Below are 18934 nucleotides of genomic sequence, written 5' to 3' on the forward strand. Positions count from 1 at the left end.
GGGGTGTCCCGCTGCCCGGCTCGCCTCCCCCAAGAAAGCTGTCTGCCCCGAGGGCTACTTGCTCTGCATGGTCCCGGTCAGGTACTCGCCGACCTTGGCCGCGGTCATCGCGGCGTTGGCGGCGAGGGCGAAGTCGGCCGTGACCGTCTCACCCTTCTTGACCGTGGCGATCCTCATCGCCGGGGTGTAGCCGTCCTTGGCGGCGATGATCTGGACCGGGTTGCCGGCGCTGTCGAGCCAGAGGTGCCAGGCACCCGCGGCGTCGGTCTTCAACGTGTACGTGGTCGGGCCGCACTCGCCCGTCGCCGTGTCGTACGCCGGGCAGAGCGCCACCGTGGCACCGCCGATGACCTTGCCGGTCTTGTCCTTGACCGTGCCGATGAGCTGGCCCCAGCTCGCCGGCGGGGTGGTGGTCAGCGAGACCGTGACCGGCGCGACGTCGCGATAGGGCGTGTTCGTCGTGACGTTCAGCGTGGCCTGGTACGTGCCGAGCCGGGACAGCTTCGACGAGTCCGCGGTGACCTTGACGGTGACCGTGCGGCCGGGCTGGACGGTGAAGTCCGTCTTGTTGGCCGCGAGCCAGGAGACGTCCTGGCCGCAGTCGCCGTAGCCGGCCAGGTTCTGCACCCACCAGGTGGAGAACGAGCTGCCGATCGCGCCGCCGACCGTGTAGAGACCGCACGCGGCCGCGCCCCGGTAGGTGGCGTTGTTGGCGTTCGGGAGCCTGGTCCACGCGTCGGCGGCGGGGTCGTACTCGACGGCCTGGTTGCTCAGTGCCGTACCACCCGCGACCGCGCCACCGATGATCTGGAGTTTGCCGTTCGCCGCCGTGGCGGCGCCGCCCCACACGTCACCCGGCATGGCTGCCTTCTTCACCCAGGCGGTCGCGCCGGGCTTCAGGGTGTACGTGTCGCTCAGCGTCCTGCCGCCACCCGCCGTGCCGCCGGCGCAGACGAGCTCGTCCTGCAGCCCACCGCAGGCGAGGTACGCGACCACGCTCGGGTAGGCGGGGGCGGTGCTCCACACGTCGGTGGCCGGGTCGTAGCTGTAGACCTTGTCGGTCTGGGTGCAGGCGCTGCCGCCGGTGGAACAGCCGCCGACGACGTAGAGCTTGCCTGCGACCACGGCGGTGCCGGAGACCGCGGCGGGCCCGGGCAGATCCGCGACCTGGGTCCAGGCGTTCGTGGCCGGGTCGTACGCGTACGTCGCGCGGTTGAGGCCGGTGCTGCCGTCCCAGCCGCCGGTGACGTAGAGCTTGTCGCCGAGGAAGCCGCCGGTCAGGCCCGCGATCGGCTTGGGCAGTTCCGCGATCGCCGACCACTGCTGGGTCTGCGGGTCGAGGACGTAGGCGCTGCTGTAGCGGGTGTAGCCGCTGGTGCCGCCGACCGAGTAGACCTTGCCGTCGTGGGCCGCGGCGACGTTGTCCATCACCGGCACCGGGTAGTCGGTGAGGTCCGACCAGGGCAGGGCCGCGGGGTTCGCCTGGCGCGGGGTGGCGGTGTCCTGCGCGGTGGAGGTGCCCGCCACGTCGCCGGTGCTGAGTTCGGTGGGTACGCGCAGATCCGGCGCACCGGTCCCGGCGGCGGTCCCGGCGAGCGGGGTGAAGCCACCGGAGTCCTCACCGAGGTGGACCTTCACCGGTACGGCACCGTCGTTGCCGAAGGTCAGGGTCTGGCTGGACTTGTCGCCGAGCGTCTCCTCGTACGCGAGATCGCCGCGGTTGACCGTGAGCAACCCGGCCGTGAGCTTGACGTTGACCTGCTTGAGCGCGTTCGCCTTGACGGAGACCTTGGTCTTCGCGGCGGTGTAGAACCCGTCCGTGACGCTCAGCGGGACGCTGCCGGTCTGCGAGCTGAACAGCCAGTAGTAGCCGTCGGCGAGCGCCGGGTCCTCGGGTGTCGCGGTGGTGACGGCGAACTCCGTCGGGTGCGGGTCGCTGGTGACGACGGCGCCGGTGAGCGGCTTGCCGGTGTTGGCGTCGGAGACGAACCCGGCGACCAGACCACCCGCGACGGGGGCGCAGACGTCGGTGCCGACCAGGACGTTGTCGATCTGCCAGCTGCGGCTCCAGCTGCCCGTGTAGTGGAACCGGAGCCGGACGTCGCTGTGCCCGGCGGCCTGCGGGACCGCGAGCTCGAAGTGGTCGATCCAGGTCCACATGTCGAAGACGGTGGTCCAGGTGGCGCCGCCGTCCAGGCTCAGGTCGACGGTTCCGGTCTGGTCGGGGAAGCCGATGTAGGTGGTGTCGAAGCCGATCACCGGGTTCGCGTGGCCGGTCAGGTCGACGATCGGCGACACCAGGGTGGTGTCCTGCTCGCCGGTCTCGCCGTAGACGTCCGAGTCGATGAACGCGATGTCACCGTCGCTGCCCGGCGGGGTGTTGTAGCGGGCGTTGTCGAAGTTCCAGGTCTGGCCGGTGCCGGCCGCGTCGGTGACGGTCCAGCCGTCCTTGACGTCCGTGCCGGACCAGCCGGTGAAGTCCTCGAACAGGCCGGTGTGGGTGACCGCGTACCCGGGGGCGGCGCAGGACTCCGCGTCGACCGGCAGGGCGATGTCCTTCTTCACGTTGGCGTTCTTCACCGCGACGGTGAACGTCTGCGCCTGGTAGCCGGTCAGGTCCGCGGCCTCGGCGTGCACGGTGTAGTCCGTGCCGACGGGCAGGTTCACCGAGTACTCACCGGAGAACGCGTCGGAGTAGAACGCGCCGTCGGGGTAGCCGTCGATGGTGAGTTTCGCGCGCATCGGCCAGCCGTGCCCCGAGCCGTCGGTGACCTTGCCGCTGACGAGCTTGCTCGCGAGCGCGGTCAGCGTGAAGTTCGTGGTGACCTGCTCGCCGGTCGTGATGACGACCCCGGCGGCGGTGCCGGTGGCGTAGCCGAACTTCGTCGTGGTCAGTGTGTACGTGCCGGCGGTCGCGAACAGGTCGTAGGTGCCGTCGGCGTCCGTGGTCGCGGTGAAGTGGGCACCCTCGGCGCCGGTCGCGGTGATGGTCGCCCCGGCGAGCGGCTGCCCGGCGGCGGTGACCGTGCCGGTGACCTGGCCGATGTCGCCGAGGGTCAGCGCGGTGACACCCTGCGGGCTGCCGAGCCCGGTCGGGCCGTCCCAGCCGGGACCGGCCTGGCACAGCACGTTGCCGCAGCTGCCGTTGATGCCCTCGGTGACGTCGAACAGGCCACGGCTACCGGCGTACGGGTACGTGACCGGGTACGTCCCCGGGGTGGGCTTGCCGGCCAGGGCGTACATGCCGGCGACGAGCGGCGCGGACAGCGACGTGCCACCGATCTGGGCCCAGCCGTCGAGGCCGAACGTGCCGTAGACGGACAGGCCCGAGGCCGGGTCGGCGACCGCGGAGATGTCCGCGGAGGCGCGGCTGGCGCAGTTCGTGGCGATGCCGGTCTGGAAGTCGGGCTTCGGCTCGTAGTCGGAGCAGCCGGAGCCGGCCTCGTCCCACGCGGTCTCGGCCCAGCCGCGGGCCGAGTCGGCGCGGGCCAGGTACGTGCCGCCGATGCCGGTGACCAGCGGGCTGGTGGCCGGGTAGCTCTGCACGTTGCCGTCGTCGCCGCTGGAGACGGTGATCGCCACGCCGGGGTGGTCGTAGTACTGGTCGAACTCCTGCGCGTACGGCGTCTCGTAGTTCATGCCGTACGAATTGGAGATCGCCGCGACGCCCAGCGCCGCGGCGGTGTTCACGGCCTCGCCGAGGTCGGCCATGTTGGCGCTGTCACCCTGCACGAGCAGGATGTCGCACCTCGGGCAGGACGCGGAGACGGCGTCGAGGTCGAGCGCGGTCTCCATGGCCCAGCCCTCGTCCTGCACCGGGTAGTCCGTGCCGCCCCGCTGGTCGATCTTGCGGAAGCAGCCGTTGCCGGTGGTGCACGGCGTCAGGCCGTAGTGGTCGCGCCAGACGGCCAGGTCGGCCTCGGCGTTGTCGTAGCCGTACGCGTCGACGATGGCGACGGTCAGGCCCGCGCCGGCATCGGCGGGCAGGGCGTACGCCTGCTGGATCTCCGCGGGGCCCAGCGGTCGGCAGCGGGCCGGCGGCGGCGGTGCGCTTCGACAGCTTGCCCGCGGAGGTGGCGAGGGCGACCGCGAAGCACTGCGCGGTGGGCACCTCATCGGGGCCGGCGAACGGCTGCGGCTTGTTGCAGCCGGCCGGGACGAACCCGGCGGCGGGCGCCGCGGTGGCCGGAGCTGCCGGGGTGACGGAGATCAGGCCCGCGACCATGAGGGCCACAGCGGGGGCGGAGAGGAGTCGTTTGAGCCACAACTCGCGTTTCATCGATAGTCCCATCACAACGCGGGGCAGGTCGGCGGGCGACCATGCAGTGTGGAGTGAACCTGACATGTTGGCGCCAGGCTGGACAAGATGATCGTCGATGCGGCTTTATGACAGGTGGCACTTGTACGACAGGCCACCGATGATCATGGGGAGCGCGTATGTGGGAGACCGTCGGCATCCCCGAGGTCGAGGCGAAGGTCTACGAGGCGCTGATCGCGCCCGGGCAGGCCACGGTCGCCGGGCTCGCCGGACGCACCGGGCTCACCCCGGCCCGGATCACCCGCGCGTTGACCACCCTGGTCGGGCGGGGGCTCGTCACGCGTACGCCCGGCCGCCCCGCCCGCTACGCCGCCGTCGCCCCGTCCCTCGCGGGCTCGGTGCTGATCGCCAAACGGGAGCACGAGCTCGGCCGGCTCCAGCAGCACCTGAACCGGCTCGACGAGGCGTTCCACGCGGAGCAGTCGGCCCGGCAGCGCCCCCGCAGCGTCGAGATCATCGAGGGCTCGTCCAAGGTGTACCGCGCGTTCGTCCAGATCCAGCGCTCGGCCCGTTTCGAGGTGCGCTCGTTCGACAAGCCGCCGTACTTCGTCCCGCCCGGCGAGCACGGCGACGAGGGCCCCAACCTCGAGGAACGCGACCACCTGCAGGCGGGACGGGTCGGCTACCGGGTCGTCTACGACGCGGAGTCGGTGGCGCTGCCCGGCCGGATGGACAACATCCTCGAAGGCATCCGGCGCGGCGAGCGGGCCCGCGCCGGCGGCACGCTTCCGGCCAAGATCGTGATCAGCGACGGCGCCGCGGCGATCGTCAGCTCCGCGGCGGACCATCGCAACGAGCTCGCGTACGTGCTGCATCCGTCCTCGCTCCTGGATCTGACCATCGGCCTGTTCGAGGCGACCTGGGACCGGGCCACCCCCATCACCCGCACGGAGACCCGCATCGACGACGAGACGTTCGGCCCGCAGGAACGCCAGCTGCTGACCCTGCTGGCGAGCGGGGCCACCGACGCGGTGATCGCGCGCACGTTCGGCTGGAGCGTCCGCACGGTCCAGCGTCACCTGCACGCCCTGCTGGAGCGGCTCGGCGCCCGCACCCGCTTCCAGGCCGGCATGGAAGCCGTACGCCGCGACTGGCTATGAGGCGCTCGTCACGCTCGGGGATCGTGGCGTCACCTGCTACGGAAATCTGCCTGCAACACTGGTACGCATGAGTGATCAACAACTTGCCCTGGTGACCGGCACGTCGAGCGGCATCGGGCTGCACACCGCGGTCGGGCTCGCCGCGGCCGGGCTGCGCGTCGTGGCGACCATGCGGGACCCGGGCAGGGCCGATCGGCTGCGGGCCGTGGCGCAGGAGAACGGCGTGACCCTCGAGGTACGCGCTCTCGACGTCACCGACGAGGCACAGGCCACCGCGCTCGTCGCGGAGCTCGGGCGGGTCGACGTGCTGGTGAACAACGCGGGCCGGGGCTCGGTCGCCACGCTGGAGCAGCTCAGCACCGAGGACCTGCGCGCGCAACTCGAGGTGAACTACGTGGGCGTCGCCGTGCTCACCCGGCTCGTGCTGCCCGGCATGCGCGCCGCCGGGCGAGGGAGGGTCGTCACCGTCACCAGTGTCGGCGGGGCGGTCGGGCAGCCGTTCTCCGACGCGTACTGCGGGGCCAAGTTCGCGGTCGAGGGGCTGATGCAGTCCCTGGCACCGGTCGTGGCGCGGTTCGGCATCGGCGTCTGCATCGTCGAGCCCGGCGCGGTGGCCAGCGACTTCGTCAGCAACGTGGCGGGCGACCTCAGTGGTACGGCGACGGAAGATCCGTACGCCGGGCTGCTGGCGGCGTACCTGAAGCGGGCCTCGGGAAGCTTTGCCGGCGCGCAGGCCGCGCCGGACGCCGCGCGTACCGTGATCGAAGCCTGTCTGAGCCCGGACCCGCAGTTCCGGTGGCAGACCTCGGACGGTGCCCGGGCCTTCGCCGGTCTCTCCCTGGGCGACCTGGACGGCAGCCGCGTCCTCGGGGCGACCACCACCTGGCTGGAATAACGCCCCCGGCGGGCGTGCCGGGGCCGGTGCCGGCGGCGGGCTGGCGTAAGGTCCGGCCGTGCGATTCGCGGAGCTCGACTGGCAGGAAACCCCGATGGGGGCGATCAGCCTGCGCCGGCGCCTCGACCCGGCCCTCAAGGTCGACGTGTACGAGGTGAAGCTCGACGACGACTTCCTCATGTCGAGCCTGTTCACGGTCGCGGAGATCGAACTCGCCCGCCTCGGCCTGGCGGTTACCCCGGGAGCTGAACTCGACGTCGTCGTCGGCGGCCTGGGTCTCGGTTACACAGCGGGGGCCGCGCTCGACGATCCCCGGGTGCGCTCGCTGCGGGTCGTCGACGCGCTCGGCCAGGTGATCGAGTGGCACGAGCGGGGTCTCCTGCCGCTGTCGGAACGGCTCACCGGCGACCCGCGCACCCTTCTGCAGCAGGGCGACTTCTTCGCCCTCGCCGCGTCCCCGGAAGGCTTTGACAACAGCCGCCGCTTCCACGCCATCCTGCTGGACGTCGACCACTCACCCCGGCACGTGCTGCACCCCAGCCATGCGAGCTTCTACACCCCCGACGGCCTGCGCCGGCTGGCCGCTCACCTGCACCCCGGCGGCGTCTTCGCCCTGTGGTCCGACGACCCGCCGGACGACGACTTCACCGCCGTCCTCGGCGAGGTCTTCCCGACCTGGCAGGCCCACGTCGTGGCCTTCCCCAACCCGCTGACCGGCGGCGAATCCGCCAACACGGTCTACGTCGCGAGCTGAGCCCCACCCCCCTGGGTATGATGTTGATCATGACTGCTGAGCTGGAGGGCAGGCCGCCTTCGGCGTCCGAGCTGACGTTGTCGCAGATCATGGATCAACACCACACCAACCTGATGGGTACGGTCCACGGCGGCCGGATCCTGAACCTCATCGACTCGGTGGCCGGCGTGGTGGCGGCCCGGCACTCGGACGGCCCGGCGGTCACCGCGGCGATGGACGAGACCGCGTTCCTGCAGGCCGTCCGCGTCGGTGACGTGGTGCACGTGCTGGCCCGGATCACGTGGGCGGGTCGCAGCTCGATGGAGGTCGCGGTCACCGTCACCGCGGACCGCTGGGACCGCGCGGTGCCGGCCACGATGGTCGCCACATCGCACCTGGTCATGGTCGCGGTCGACGACGACGGCAAACCCCGCCGCATCCCGCCGCTGCTCCCGGAGACCGACGAGGACCGTCGCAACTTCCGCCGCGCCGAGATCCGCCGCGAGCACCGCCTCGCCCTCCGCCGCGCCCTCGCCGAACCCGAACACCTTTAACGGCACCTTATTTTCCCCCGTCACGCTGTGCGCCTGGTTGTGCGCGGCCTGGTTTTGCGGAAGCGGGTTGTGAACAGTCGCGTTGTGCGCGGTGGACGGGCAGGTCGCAGCGGACCTCGTAGACCGCCGACCACCACGCGTGCTCGGGTGTCTCGTAGAGGAACCTGAACAGGGGCACCGGCGCCGGCAGTCCCCTGACGCCGAGTTCCTCCTCGGCCTCTCGCAACGCCGCCTCGTCGTACGTCTCGCCGGCGCCGACCACGCCGCCGACGAACATGTCGTAGTGGGAGGGGAACACCGGTTTGCGGGCTGTGCGGCGGTGCACGAAGACCCGGCCGGCGCCGTCGCGGACGTGGACGAAGCTGCACCGGTGGCGCAGTTTGCGGGCGTACGCGTCGGCTCGCCGCGCCTGCCCCACCACCCGGTCCTGCTCGTCCACGATGTCCAGCATCTCGTCCGCCGACAGCGGCGCCTGATCACTCATGGCACCCAGTATCGTGGCGCGGTGACTTTGCCGCCGCCGCCGTTCCCGCCCGGTCCCGCCGTCCCCGTCCTCGCTCCACCTCCCCGTAAGCGCCGGACCTGGCTCATCGTGCTCGTCTCGGTGGCGCTGGTGTTCGCGGCGGGGTGCGCGTTCGGGATCATCCGGCTGGTGCTCGGCGTCAAGCATGTGTCCGATGTCGAGAGCGACGTCAACGAGGCGACCAGCGCGTTCATCGAGGACAGCCGGGACGGGCTCAGTCAGCAGGGCTGGGACGGGCTGTGCGAGGACGCCAGGGGGAATTACGCGCAGGAGGATCTGGCCGGGCGTAAGCAGGAGCTCAGCGGTTACTCGATCACCGGGACGGACGTGGACTGGGCGCGGGGGCAGGCGACCGTGCGCGTCGAACTGCGGCGTGAGGACGGGACCAGGGGCCAGGAGGTCTACGTCGTCGAGGAGGAGGGGGAACGGTGGAAGGTGTGCGCTTTCCCCGCGTAGGGCACTAGGCTCCCCGTCGATCTTCGCTAGGGGAGGGAATTCCGGTCATGTTGATGGCGTTGCTGCTCGATCTCGCCAACATTCTGGGCGGGCTGCTGCTCGCCGTTCCGCTGCTCACGCGGCTGCCGTCCGTCGGGGACGGGTTCGGGAGGTTTGCCGCCAAGATCGCGCCGTGGGGGTGGATCGTCGGGATCGTCGCGCTGGTGGCGGGCGGCTACTACCTGATCGTGCACGTGTTCTCGGGGCCGCACGTTTTCCACTTCGAGATCGTCGGGATCGCGGTCGGGGTGCTGCTGCTGTGGGACCGGCTGACCGGGCGCAAGCCGCTGGGCACCGGCGAGCGGGGCGGGGTCGCGGGGGCGCAGCTGCTGCTCGCGATCTTCGGGATCATCGCGATCCTCGTCGGCATCCAGGGACTGTTCACCTCGGACTGAGTCCGGGCTCCGGAAACGACTGCGCGGACTTAAGGCGTACAAAAGGAAGTTTTGCCTGGCAGTGGATCTGCGGTTTAGAGTCGGGCCGACCTGGGAGCGCTCCCAGGTCGCCGTCCCTCCCCGACCTGACGGAGCTCTCGAATGCGCAAGGTAAAACTCAAGCTCCTCGCGGCCGGCGTGGTGGTCGCCGCGGCCTCGGCGGTGGCACTGATCGCGATGCCGGCCTCCGCGGAGACCGCCGCGTTCACCGTAACGAATTCGTGGGGCTCCGGCTACCAGGCCAGCGTGGTGGTCTCCGCGGACAGCAAGATCACCGACTGGAAGGTCGAGCTGACGATGCCCACCGGCACGTCGGTGATCAACGTCTGGAACGCGACGCAGGCCGTGTCGGGCAGCAACTACACGTTCACCCCGGCCGGGTGGAACGCGACGATCGCCGCCGGCGCCACGACCGAGTTCGGGATGATCGTCAACGGCACCGGGCGGCCCACGAGCTGCAAGGTGAACGGCGCCGACTGCGGTCTCACGACGACGCCTGCCTCGCCGGTCGGGTCCAGTCCGGCTGCTTCGCCCGTACCCTCGAAGCCCGTGACCGTGGCCCCGACGACCTCCTCGCCGTCTCCCACCGCCTCGGTCTCCCCGTCGCGCACCACGGCACCGACCACCGCGCCCGCCACAACGGCACCCGCCGCGTCCGGCACTCCGCTCGGGGTCAACGGCCTGCTGCATGTCTGCGGCGTCAACCTGTGCAATCAGTACAACAAGGCCATTCAACTGCGCGGCATGAGTACGCACGGACTGCAGTGGTTCGCCAACTGCTACACGAACGCCTCACTGGACGCGCTCGCGAACGACTGGAACGCCGACCTGCTGCGCATCGCGATGTACGTGCAGGAGGGTGGTTACGAGACCAACCCGGCCGCGTTCACCAGCCAGGTCAACGGCCTGGTCGACAGCGCCGAGGCCCGCGGCATGTACGCGCTGATCGACTTCCACACGCTCACGCCCGGTGACCCGAACTACAACCTGGACCGGGCCAAGACGTTCTTCGCCGCGGTCAGCGCCCGCAACGCCGCCAAGAAGAACGTCATCTACGAGATCGCGAACGAGCCCAACGGTGTCAGCTGGGCCGGCATCAAGAGCTACGCCGAGCAGGTCATCCCGGTCATCCGCGCGAACGACCCGGACGCCGTGATCATCGTCGGCACCCGCGGCTGGTCCTCGCTGGGCGTCTCGGACGGCTCCTCGTCGAGCGAGATCATCGCGAACCCGGTCAAGGCCACGAACATCATGTACACGTTCCACTTCTACGCGGCGTCCCACAAGGACAACTACCGCGACGAGGTCACCAGGGCCGCGTCCTCGCTGCCGCTGTTCGTCACCGAGTTCGGCACGGTCTCCGCCAGCGGCGGCGGCGCGGTCGACACGGCCAGCAGCACGGCCTGGCTCGACCTGCTCGACCGCCTGAATATCAGCTACGCCAACTGGACGTTCTCCGACGCGGACGAGGGCAGCGGCGCGCTGAAGAAGGGCACCTGCGCGAGCGGGACCTTCACCGGCACGAGCATCCTCACCGAATCGGGTGCCCTGCTGCGCAGCCGCATCCGTACGGCGGACAACTTCCCGACCAGCTGATCACTCGGTCCGTCACGCCTCGCCGGCACGTTTCGCCCCGATCCGGGTGAAGCGGCCGGCGAGGTGCGTGAAGGCGGCGGTCAGCTCGGCGGGGCCGATCACCTCGATGTCGGCGTCGTAGCGGGCGATCGCCGCCGCCAGGCTGGGCCAGGACCACGACCCGAGAGTGAGCCGGCACCGGTCGGGACCGGCCTCCTCCACCAGGCCGTCGCGGGTGTAGAGGGCCACGGTCGCCGCGGGCAGGTCGAGGATCACCGTGCCCTGGCAGGGCCATCGTCCCGTGGCGTCGCTCGAACCACGGAACGTGCTGGTCACGTAGGTGGCGACGTCGCCACCGGGCACGTCCCGAGGGGTGAAGCGCGGACCGTTCGGCGTACGCAGGGCGATCCGGTCCGCGCGGAACGTACGCCAGTCGTCGCGGTCGAGGTCCCAGGCGATCAGATACCAGCGGCCGTCCCAGATGATGACGTGATGGGGCTCGACGCGGCGTGTGCTGTCGCCGTAGTCGAAGCGCAGGATCTCGCGGGCATGCACCGCGTTGCTGATGGCCAGCAGGGTGTCGCCGCCGACCGGGATGGCCGGCCTGGTCGTGGGCCGTTCGACGGCGGTGACCTGCAGCGCGTTGATGCGGTGCCGCAGCCGGGAGGGCAGGACCTGCCGGATGGTGGCCAGCGCGCGTTCGGCGGCCTCGGCGAGCCCGTTGCCCGGGGTGGTCGCGGCGATCTGCAGCGCGACGGTGAGGGCGACCGCCTGCTCGTCGTCGAACAGCAGCGGGGGCAGCTCGGTGCCGGCGCGGAGCCGGTATCCGCCGTCGGGGCCCTTGATCGCGGCGATGGGGTAGCCGAGCTCGCGGAGCCGGTCGACGTCGCGGCGTACGGTGCGCAGGCTGATGTCGAGCCGGTCGGCGAGGACCGTGCCGGACCAGTCCCGGCGGGTCTGCAGCAACGACAGCAGGGCCAGCAGTCGGGCTGAGGTCTTCGGCATGAATCCGATTCTGCCCGAAGTAGGTGACACTCCCTGGCACCTACTGCTGCGAATCTCAGCCGCATGACGATCACCACCACGACCCACCTCAACTTCCGCGGCGAAGCCCGGGAGGCCCTCGAGTTCTACCGGTCGGTGTTCGGCGGCCACCTCACAGTCGTCGCGTACGCCGACTTCGGGATGCCCAAGGACCTGCCCGGCGCCGACAAGGTCGTCTTCGGCCAGGTCACGGCCGACAACGGCTTCCGGATCATGGCGTACGACGCCCCCAGCCAGTCCCCGGCACCCGCCGCACACGCCGGCACCACCCGGTCGCAGGGCATGACGCTGACCGGCGAGAAGTTCTTCGTCTCCGTCGCCGGGGAGACCCTCGACGAGGTCAGCCCGCTGTGGGACAAGCTCGCCGACGGCGCCGAGGTCGTCGAGAAGTTCGCGCCGTCGGCGTTCTCACCCGGCTTCGGCATGCTGACCGACCGCTTCGGCGTCACCTGGATCCTCCAGGTCACCGCCGCCGCCTGACGTGCTCCCCGGTCCGGGGCCGCCGTGCCCGGCAGCCCCGGCCCGCCGACGCTGAGCCCGGCCCCCGACGCTGAGCCCGGCCCGCGCCGCCGCTCTAGGTAGGACGGCGGCGTTCGACCGGCAGCCGGGATCGGGTGAGCAGGCCCGCACCGAGCATCGCCACGAGCGGAACGACCAGGATCAGGACCACATGCAGCCACGGTACGGCCAGCGGGTACGGCGTCGGCGCCGGCCACACCTGCTCGTGGCTGAGGTTCGTGGCGGCCAGTACCGCGAAGGCGGACCCGATTCCGGCCGCGATGCCGAGCACCGACCCGAGCCCCGCGATGACGCCGGACTGGCTGAGCGACAGCAGCCGCCGCACGACCGGCGCCGCGCCGACCGCGGCGAGCGTGGCGAGATCCGCCCGCCCGTCCGCGGCGGCCAGCCCGGTCGCCGTCGCCGCCGCGCCCAGCGTGATGAGCGCCGACGCCGCCGCGAGCATGTAGAGGAACGGTGCGTTGTCGTTCTCCGGGCCGGTCTCCACGAAGGCGTGCTGGGTGCCTGCCCCGGCGAGTGCGGCGTTGAGCCGATCGGTCACCGTGGTCGCCGGAACGCCCGTGGTGGCGGCGACGACACCTCCCGCGGTCACCTTGAAACCGGCGCGGTGGGCTATTACGGGGGAGAGGACGCTTCCTGCGTACGGTCCGGCCTGCAGCAGGTAGCCCGGAACCGGGACCGACTTCCCCAGCTCCGATGTCGGCGTGCTGATCACGACCTTGACCATGCCGTTGTCGATGAGGAACGGGTCGGTGACGACGGCACCACCGCGGGCCAGCGTGGCGGCGGCCCGGTCCAGGTCGGCGCCGGACGCCCCGGTCATCGCCGCCACCACGTCCCGGCCGCCGACCACCGACGGGAACACCGCGTAGCCGGAACCCTGGGTGATGTGTTCCCTGACGCAGCGCGGATCGGCGAAGAGCGCATCCCGCTCCGCGCGGGTGACCGGTGGATTGCGCTCGCCGGGGCATTGCTGTTCGAGCGTACGCACGGGGATGAGCTGGCAGCCCGTCGACGTGGGATCGTCCGGGCAGACGGTCACCGGGATCTCCGTCAGGTGCGCGTCCGGGAGCGCCGCGGCGACGGCGTCGCGTGCCTGGGTGGCAGTGCCCGGTGCGTAGGTGGCCGCGACGTAGCCGATCGGCAGCGCCGGGGTGTGGTTCTGCTCCCGCTGGTCGGCGGCGCTCGCCAGGTAGACGCCGATCGCGACGGTGCCGGCGACCGCGGCCATCACGGCGGAGACCGCGGGCGCCGAGGCGGCACGGTTGCGTGCCGTGTCCCGCAGCGCGATCCGGGGCGCGGGCGGCAGGAAGCCGCCCAGCTTGGCGAGCACGCCGACCAGCGCCGGCGTGCACAGCACCAGTCCGATCTGGACGACGGCGAGGCCGGCGGCGATCACCGTGACGTGCGCGGTCGAGGCGCCCGCGGCGGCGGCAGCGGCACCGAGGCCGGCCAGCACCAGACCGGCGACCGGCCAGCGGCGTTTCGCCCGGACCACGCCGCGGCGGCCGGCCAGCGCCGTCACCACATCAGTGCGGGCGGCGGTGACCGCCGGCACAGCAGCGGCCAGCAGCCCGGTGACCACGGCGAGCACCGCGATCCCGGCGAGCACCGGCGGATCGAACCGGTACCCCCCGGCCCGCTCGCCGACCAGCATCTGTTCCGCGAGCGGGCGGGCCACGACCGCCAGCACCACGGCGAGCGCGAGCCCGGGGACCGCCCCGGCCAGGCCGAGCAGGACGCCGTCCGCGAGCACGATCCTGCGCAGGTGCGCCCGGGTGCCACCGTTCGCCGCGATCAGCGCCAGCGACCGTTGCCTTCGCCGGGCACCGACGGCGAACGCGGGGCCGGCCAGCAGCACGATCTCCAGCACGGCGAGCCCGACGACCACCGGCACGAGCGACAGCCGTCCGGGCAGCTCGGGATCGGTGTCTCCGAGGTCCGGGGGATTCAGCAGCACGGCCCGGGATTTGACGATGATGCCGGACCGGTTGAGGTCGAGCACCTCGTCCCACCCGATCGGCGCCGGGGTGTCTGCCAGCCACGCCGACGGCGTTCCGCTCCCGGGGGTTTCGCCCCCGAGGGCGAACACCAGGACCTCGCCCAGGTCCGCGGGGAACTCCACGGTGCCGACAGAGGTCCAGGTGCGCCGGCCGTCCGGGGTCTGGATCGTGTCCCCGAACCGCGCCCGGGCGGCCTTCGACATCGCCACCTCACCCGGTGCCGCGGGAGCCCGGCCACCGATGAGTTCGACCCGGCCGTGGTGGATCGGATCGCCCAGATCCATCTCGTACGCGTCGGCCGGCGCGAGGCCGCCGGTCGCCGTCCGGAACTCCCGCTCCTCGGAGGCGAAGGGGACGACGCGGCTCCCGCTGGGCAGCCGGGCCAGCATGCCGGCCTCGGTCAGGCCGTCCGACCCCCGGTGCTCGCCGATGTCCTGCGGCCGCCAGTCCTCGCCGGTCGCGTCCTGCGTGACCGGGCCGTCCAGCAACGGCTGGAGGAGCGCGTCGGCACTGCCCAGCTCGCGGGTGACCTGCTCCGTCGGCGTGAGCGTGAACATGTCGTACGAGGCGGCGGCGTAGCCGAGCGCACACACCGGCAGCGCGATCATGGCCACCACCAGGGCGGATCGCCCCTTGGCCCGGCTCATCTCGCGGCGGGCGATCCGCAGTGCTGTCACCCACGACCCGATGAACGTCATGAGGTGTGCTCCAGCAGGTCCTCGGCGGTGCCGAGCGGCCCGGACGAGTCGATGACCACGCCGTCGCGCAGGAAGATCACCCGGTCCGCCCAGCCTGCGTGGCGGGCCTCGTGCGTGACCAGCAGACCGGCCGCGCCCGCGTCGACCCGGTCGCGCAGCACCCGCAGCACCGCCTCGCCGGTCTGCGAGTCCAGCGCCCCGGTCGGCTCGTCCGCCAGCACCAGCCGCCGATCGCCGACCAGCGCGCGGGCGATGGCGACCCGCTGCTGCTGCCCGCCGGACATCTCGTCGGGGAAGCGCCGGGCCAGCTCCGCCAGCCCGACCTCACCCAGCGAGGCGATCGCGGCGCGCCGGGCCGCCCGCACGCCGACGCCGTCCAGCTCCAGGGGCAGCGCCACGTTCTCGGCCGCGGTCAGGCTGGGCAGCAGGTTGAAGTCCTGGAACACGTACCCGACGGTCCGGCGGCGGACAGCGGCGAGCCGGCGGTGCGACAGGTCGCTCAGCGCGGTGCCCTCGACGAGCACCTCGCCGTCGGACGGGCTGTCCAGGCCGCCGGCCAGATTGAGCAGGGTGGACTTCCCGGAACCGGACGGACCCATGATCGCCACCAGTTCCCCGGGCCGCACGCGCAACGTGACCCCGCGCAGCGCGTGCACGGCGGCCTCGCCGGTGCCGTGGGTGCGGTGGACGTCGCGGAGCTCGAGGACGTCGGGGCTCACGACTTCGCCTCTTCCCGGTCAGCGGCGGGGGCGGGCTGTGCTGCGGGCGCGGGGGCGGGGCGGTCCCGGAGGATCGTGGCCTCGCAGTGGTCCAGCCAGCGGATCTCCGCCTCGCACTGGAAGATCATCGCGTCCAGCACCAGGAGCCAGGACAGATCGCCCTGCGCGCGCTTGTCACTGCGTACCTTGAGCCGGGTGTATTCCTGCAACGCCCGCATGCCGGAGGTCCGCTGACTCTGCACCACCGCCGCGACATCCACCCCGGGAGTGGTCATCGCGAGCGCCAGCTTGATCGCCAGCTCGTCGCGCGGCCGGTCGGTGCGCTCGAGCGGCGTGGCGAACCAGGAGGCCAGCTCGGTGCGCCCGGGCCCGGTCAGCTCGTACGGACGCTGCCCGCCCTCGCTCGCCGGCAGCGCGACCACGAACCCGTCCCGTTCGAGGCGCGACAACGTGGTGTAGACCTGCCCGATGTTCAGCGACCAGGTCCCGCCGACGCTCTCCTCGAACGCGACGCGCAACTGGTAGCCGTACATCGGCCCCCGCTCGAGCAGAGCCAGCAAGCCGTGACGAATACTCATGCCTACGGAGTATGCATACCGAGTATGCTCAGGGCAAGTTGCGTCAGCGGGCCCAGATCGTGACGTCGCTGGTAGTCGCGATGACGAGGAAGGCACCGGAGGGGGAGAAGCCCGTGGCCCGGAGCTCGGAGACCGTGTTGTGGTGGATGTGCCACCATCCCTGCTGCTCAGCGGCCGTGTACGGACTTGCCCGGTACGACAGCAGCACGCGCTCGGACGGCCAGTCGGGCGCGACGATGTCCACGCTCCAGCCGTCCGGTGCGGTGGTGTGCAGGCCCCCGCCGTACAACCCGGCGATCCGCACCGCCCGGCCGGCGAGCAACCCCGGACCGGGGCAGGTCAGCTCCTCGTCGTCCGGATAGAGCGACGCCGGGTCCTCGTCACGCGCGAGAAGCTCGCCGTCCGCCGGGTCGAAGAGGCCGTGGCCGTTGTGGCTCACCGCCATCAGCAGTTCGCGCCCGGAGGCCGGGTCCGGCGCGAAGCCGACCCCGACCAGGCCACCCACCGCCGCACACGCGACCTGGTGCCACGGCGGTGGTGCCGGCACGACCGCCGCGTCGAGGAAGCGGCGGCGTACCGCGTCGGTCATGCGTGCTGGTCCCAGCGGTTGTCCGAGGAGACGTGAACGATGTGGACCGGTTCCGATTCCGGGCCGAGACGGATGAAGTTGTGTTCGGACCAGTTCCAGTGTTCGCCGGTGATGAGGTCGTGGGCGGTGAACGTGTCGTGCCAGCCGAGGCCGAGCTCCGGCATGGTCAGGTGGATGACCGTGTCGCGGGAGTGGTCCGGGGCGAGGTTGGCGACGACGAGGATGGTGTCGTCGCGGTCGTAGACGCGGCGGGACTTGGAGAAGACCAGGATGTTGTCGTCGTCGGAGTAGTGGAAGCGCAGGTTGCGCAGCCAGTGCAGGGCCGGGTGGGCGCGACGGATCTCGTTCAGACGGGTGAGGTACGGCGCCAGGGTGTCGTTCTGCTCGTCCCAGTGGCGGTTCTTGTACTCGTACTTCTCGTTGTCGATCTGCTCCTCGGCGCCCGGGCGTGCGACGTGTTCCCGCAGTTCGTAGCCGGCGTAGATGCCGTACGTCGGCACCAGCGTGGCGGCGAGCGCGGCGCGCATCTTCCACGCCGCCGGGCCGCCGTGCTGCAGGAACGGGGTCAGGATGTCGTGCGTGGTGGGCCAGAAGCTGGGTCGCATGTAGGCGGCTGCCGGACCGGCGAGCTCCGTGGCGTACTCCTGGATCTCGCTCTTGGTGTGCCGCCAGGTGTAGTAGGTGTACGACTGCTGGAACCCGATCTTCGCCAGCGTGTGCATCATCGGCGGGCGGGTGAACGCCTCCGCGAGCCAGATGATGCCGGGGTGCTCGGTGGCGATCTCGGCGATCAGCCGCTCCCAGAAGCCCAGCGGCTTGGTGTGCGGGTTGTCGACCCGGAAGATCGTGACGCCGTGGCCGATCCAGAGCCGGACGACGCGCAGGAGTTCGGCGTACAGGCCCTCGGGGTCGTTGTCGAAGTTCAGCGGGTAGATGTCCTGGTACTTCTTGGGCGGATTCTCCGCGTACGCGATGGAGCCGTCCGCCCGCGTGGTGAACCACTCCGGATGCTCGGTGACCCAGGGGTGGTCGGGGGCGCAGTTCAGCGCGAGGTCCAGGGCCACCTCGAGGCCGAGCTCGCGGGCCCGCGCGGTGAAGTCGTCGAAGTCGGCGAACGTACCCAGATCGGGGTGGATCGCGTCGTGGCCGCCCTGGGCGGAGCCGATCGCGTACGGTGAGCCCGGATCGTAGGGTGTCGCATGCAGTGAGTTGTTGCGGCCCTTGCGGTTGACCTCGCCGATCGGGTGGATCGGGGTCAGATAGATGACGTCGAAGCCCATGGCGGCGACCGCGGTGAGGCGCTGCGCCGCCGTGGCGAACGTGCCGCTGCTCCACGTGCCGTCGGTGAACGTCGCGCCCTCGGAGCGGGGGAAGAATTCGTACCAGGCGCCGTAGAGCGCACGGTCGCGTTCGACCAGCCACGGATGCTCCGGGGAGGCCGAGACGTGGTCCCGCAGCGGCCGGGCGGCCAGCTCGCCCCGGACGGCCGCCGAGACGCCCGCACCCAGCCGCACCTCCGGCTCGTCCCGGGTGTCGCGCAGCCCGGTGATCGCGTCGGTCAGCGCGGCGGCCTGCTCCTTGCTCCGGGGCACCTCCGCCACGGCCCGCTCGAGGACCTGCGCGCCCTCCTCGAGCATCAGCTCGACGTCCACCCCGGCACCGACCTTGATCACGGCGTCGTGGTTCCAGGTGCCGTACGGGTCGGACCAGCCCTCGACCCGGTAGGACCACGCCCCGGTCCGGTCCGCGCTGACCGTGGCGGACCAGGCGTCCAGCCCGGCGTTGACCCTGGTCATCGGCAGGTGGTGCGCGCCGCCGAGCGGATCGGTGAGCACGACGGTGGCGCTCACCGCCTCGTGTCCCTCCCGGAACACGGTCGCGGTCACCGCGAACTCCTCGCCGACCACCGATTTCGCCGGCCGGTTGCCACCGTCGACAACCGGGGCGACGTCCACCACGGGGATACGGCCGATGGGCCGCCGGGCCGCACCTGGCCAGGGCATTCTCGTCACAACGGACGACGCTAACCCATTTTCCGTCATACCGCTGTGTTGGGATGTCATTCATGGAACGCGCCCTCTCCGACCCCTGGCAGGCCCCGATCCGCGACATCGAGGTCACTGCCGGGACCTTCACCAACTGCTCGGGGTACGCCGC

Annotated in this window: 16 protein-coding genes; 8 read left to right on the plus strand and 8 right to left on the minus strand. The window is 71.3% G+C overall.

Annotated elements, in window-relative coordinates; translation table 11 throughout:
• Nucleotides 1-54: 54 nt before the first annotated feature.
• Nucleotides 55-4116, minus strand: coding sequence for a carboxypeptidase regulatory-like domain-containing protein (locus Aco04nite_RS34125; RefSeq protein WP_213001362.1), 4062 nt, complete (start codon nucleotides 4114-4116; stop codon nucleotides 55-57).
• A 321-nt stretch (nucleotides 4117-4437) separates the two neighbouring features.
• On the opposite strand from Aco04nite_RS34125, the gene Aco04nite_RS34130 reads away from it, so the two are divergent.
• From Aco04nite_RS34130 to Aco04nite_RS34145, 4 genes are all read left to right on the plus strand, one after another.
• Nucleotides 4438-5418, plus strand: a complete 981-nt coding sequence (locus Aco04nite_RS34130) for a helix-turn-helix transcriptional regulator (RefSeq protein ID WP_213001363.1) — start codon at nucleotides 4438-4440, stop codon at nucleotides 5416-5418.
• Between the two features lie 67 nt (nucleotides 5419-5485).
• Complete coding sequence (locus Aco04nite_RS34135) at nucleotides 5486-6313, plus strand: SDR family NAD(P)-dependent oxidoreductase (RefSeq protein ID WP_213001364.1); 828 nt, start codon at nucleotides 5486-5488, stop codon at nucleotides 6311-6313.
• A gap of 58 nt (nucleotides 6314-6371) precedes the next feature.
• Nucleotides 6372-7067, plus strand: a complete 696-nt coding sequence (locus Aco04nite_RS34140) for a polyamine aminopropyltransferase (RefSeq protein WP_244876491.1) — start codon at nucleotides 6372-6374, stop codon at nucleotides 7065-7067.
• A gap of 29 nt (nucleotides 7068-7096) precedes the next feature.
• On the plus strand, nucleotides 7097-7600 hold the full coding sequence (locus tag Aco04nite_RS34145) for an acyl-CoA thioesterase (RefSeq protein ID WP_213001365.1): 504 nt from the start codon (nucleotides 7097-7099) through the stop codon (nucleotides 7598-7600).
• Between the two features lie 7 nt (nucleotides 7601-7607).
• On the opposite strand, the gene Aco04nite_RS34150 is transcribed toward Aco04nite_RS34145, so the two are convergent.
• Nucleotides 7608-8084, minus strand: a complete 477-nt coding sequence (locus Aco04nite_RS34150; protein ID WP_213001366.1) for an NUDIX domain-containing protein — start codon at nucleotides 8082-8084, stop codon at nucleotides 7608-7610.
• 21 nt (nucleotides 8085-8105) lie between these two features.
• Between Aco04nite_RS34150 and Aco04nite_RS34155 the strand changes: the two genes are divergently transcribed.
• The 3 genes from Aco04nite_RS34155 to Aco04nite_RS34165 all read left to right on the plus strand — a co-directional run bounded on the left by Aco04nite_RS34155 (nucleotide 8106) and on the right by Aco04nite_RS34165 (nucleotide 10648).
• Nucleotides 8106-8579 (plus strand): Rv0361 family membrane protein, encoded by a 474-nt coding sequence (locus Aco04nite_RS34155; protein WP_213001367.1) that lies wholly within the window; start codon nucleotides 8106-8108, stop codon nucleotides 8577-8579.
• Between the two features lie 47 nt (nucleotides 8580-8626).
• The gene (locus Aco04nite_RS34160; protein ID WP_203843106.1) at nucleotides 8627-9013 is read left to right on the plus strand and encodes a hypothetical protein; all 387 of its coding nucleotides are present in this window, start codon (nucleotides 8627-8629) and stop codon (nucleotides 9011-9013) included.
• 141 nt (nucleotides 9014-9154) lie between these two features.
• Entirely contained in the window at nucleotides 9155-10648 is a 1494-nt protein-coding gene (locus tag Aco04nite_RS34165; protein WP_213001368.1) for a cellulase family glycosylhydrolase, read from the plus strand.
• A 12-nt stretch (nucleotides 10649-10660) separates the two neighbouring features.
• Here Aco04nite_RS34165 and Aco04nite_RS34170 read toward each other — a convergent pair whose 3' ends face one another.
• Nucleotides 10661-11632, minus strand: coding sequence for a helix-turn-helix transcriptional regulator (locus Aco04nite_RS34170; protein ID WP_213001369.1), 972 nt, complete (start codon nucleotides 11630-11632; stop codon nucleotides 10661-10663).
• 63 nt (nucleotides 11633-11695) lie between these two features.
• On the opposite strand from Aco04nite_RS34170, the gene Aco04nite_RS34175 reads away from it, so the two are divergent.
• Complete coding sequence (locus Aco04nite_RS34175; protein WP_213001370.1) at nucleotides 11696-12151, plus strand: VOC family protein; 456 nt, start codon at nucleotides 11696-11698, stop codon at nucleotides 12149-12151.
• A gap of 94 nt (nucleotides 12152-12245) precedes the next feature.
• Here Aco04nite_RS34175 and Aco04nite_RS34180 read toward each other — a convergent pair whose 3' ends face one another.
• From Aco04nite_RS34180 to Aco04nite_RS34200, 5 genes are read right to left on the minus strand one after another with little or no spacing between them, the layout of a single operon-like run.
• Entirely contained in the window at nucleotides 12246-14891 is a 2646-nt protein-coding gene (locus Aco04nite_RS34180; protein WP_213001371.1) for an FtsX-like permease family protein, read from the minus strand.
• Nucleotides 14888-15610 carry an ABC transporter ATP-binding protein gene (locus Aco04nite_RS34185; protein ID WP_213001372.1) on the minus strand — a complete coding sequence of 241 codons (723 nt, stop codon included), beginning with the start codon at nucleotides 15608-15610 and terminating at the stop codon, nucleotides 14888-14890. The genes Aco04nite_RS34180 and Aco04nite_RS34185 overlap by 4 nt, the downstream gene beginning before the upstream one ends.
• Complete coding sequence (locus tag Aco04nite_RS34190) at nucleotides 15607-16188, minus strand: PadR family transcriptional regulator (RefSeq protein ID WP_213001373.1); 582 nt, start codon at nucleotides 16186-16188, stop codon at nucleotides 15607-15609. Before Aco04nite_RS34190 ends, Aco04nite_RS34185 begins: the two co-directional genes overlap by 4 nt.
• Before the next feature lie 43 nt (nucleotides 16189-16231).
• Nucleotides 16232-16777 carry a hypothetical protein gene (locus Aco04nite_RS34195; RefSeq protein WP_244876492.1) on the minus strand — a complete coding sequence of 182 codons (546 nt, stop codon included), beginning with the start codon at nucleotides 16775-16777 and terminating at the stop codon, nucleotides 16232-16234.
• Nucleotides 16774-18780: an alpha-1,4-glucan--maltose-1-phosphate maltosyltransferase gene (locus tag Aco04nite_RS34200; RefSeq protein ID WP_213001433.1), complete on the minus strand. Its 2007-nt coding sequence runs from the start codon at nucleotides 18778-18780 to the stop codon at nucleotides 16774-16776. The genes Aco04nite_RS34195 and Aco04nite_RS34200 overlap by 4 nt, the downstream gene beginning before the upstream one ends.
• Between the last annotated feature and the right edge of the window lie 154 nt (nucleotides 18781-18934).

Origin of the sequence: Winogradskya consettensis (assembly GCF_018332715.1) — a bacterium.
GTDB lineage: Bacteria > Actinomycetota > Actinomycetes > Mycobacteriales > Micromonosporaceae > Actinoplanes > Actinoplanes consettensis.

Coding starts and splice junctions, on each gene's coding strand:
- Aco04nite_RS34145 (WP_213001365.1), top strand. CDS start 7,097: ATGACTGCTGAGCTGGAGGGCAGGCCGCCTTCGGCGTCCGAGCTGACG.
- Aco04nite_RS34130 (WP_213001363.1), top strand. CDS start 4,438: ATGTGGGAGACCGTCGGCATCCCCGAGGTCGAGGCGAAGGTCTACGAG.
- Aco04nite_RS34200 (WP_213001433.1), bottom strand. CDS start 18,780: ATGCCCTGGCCAGGTGCGGCCCGGCGGCCCATCGGCCGTATCCCCGTG.
- Aco04nite_RS34190 (WP_213001373.1), bottom strand. CDS start 16,188: ATGAGTATTCGTCACGGCTTGCTGGCTCTGCTCGAGCGGGGGCCGATG.
- Aco04nite_RS34180 (WP_213001371.1), bottom strand. CDS start 14,891: ATGACGTTCATCGGGTCGTGGGTGACAGCACTGCGGATCGCCCGCCGC.
- Aco04nite_RS34170 (WP_213001369.1), bottom strand. CDS start 11,632: ATGCCGAAGACCTCAGCCCGACTGCTGGCCCTGCTGTCGTTGCTGCAG.
- Aco04nite_RS34125 (WP_213001362.1), bottom strand. CDS start 4,116: ATGAGGTGCCCACCGCGCAGTGCTTCGCGGTCGCCCTCGCCACCTCCG.
- Aco04nite_RS34160 (WP_203843106.1), top strand. CDS start 8,627: ATGTTGATGGCGTTGCTGCTCGATCTCGCCAACATTCTGGGCGGGCTG.
- Aco04nite_RS34175 (WP_213001370.1), top strand. CDS start 11,696: ATGACGATCACCACCACGACCCACCTCAACTTCCGCGGCGAAGCCCGG.
- Aco04nite_RS34150 (WP_213001366.1), bottom strand. CDS start 8,084: ATGAGTGATCAGGCGCCGCTGTCGGCGGACGAGATGCTGGACATCGTG.
- Aco04nite_RS34195 (WP_244876492.1), bottom strand. CDS start 16,777: ATGACCGACGCGGTACGCCGCCGCTTCCTCGACGCGGCGGTCGTGCCG.
- Aco04nite_RS34165 (WP_213001368.1), top strand. CDS start 9,155: ATGCGCAAGGTAAAACTCAAGCTCCTCGCGGCCGGCGTGGTGGTCGCC.
- Aco04nite_RS34135 (WP_213001364.1), top strand. CDS start 5,486: ATGAGTGATCAACAACTTGCCCTGGTGACCGGCACGTCGAGCGGCATC.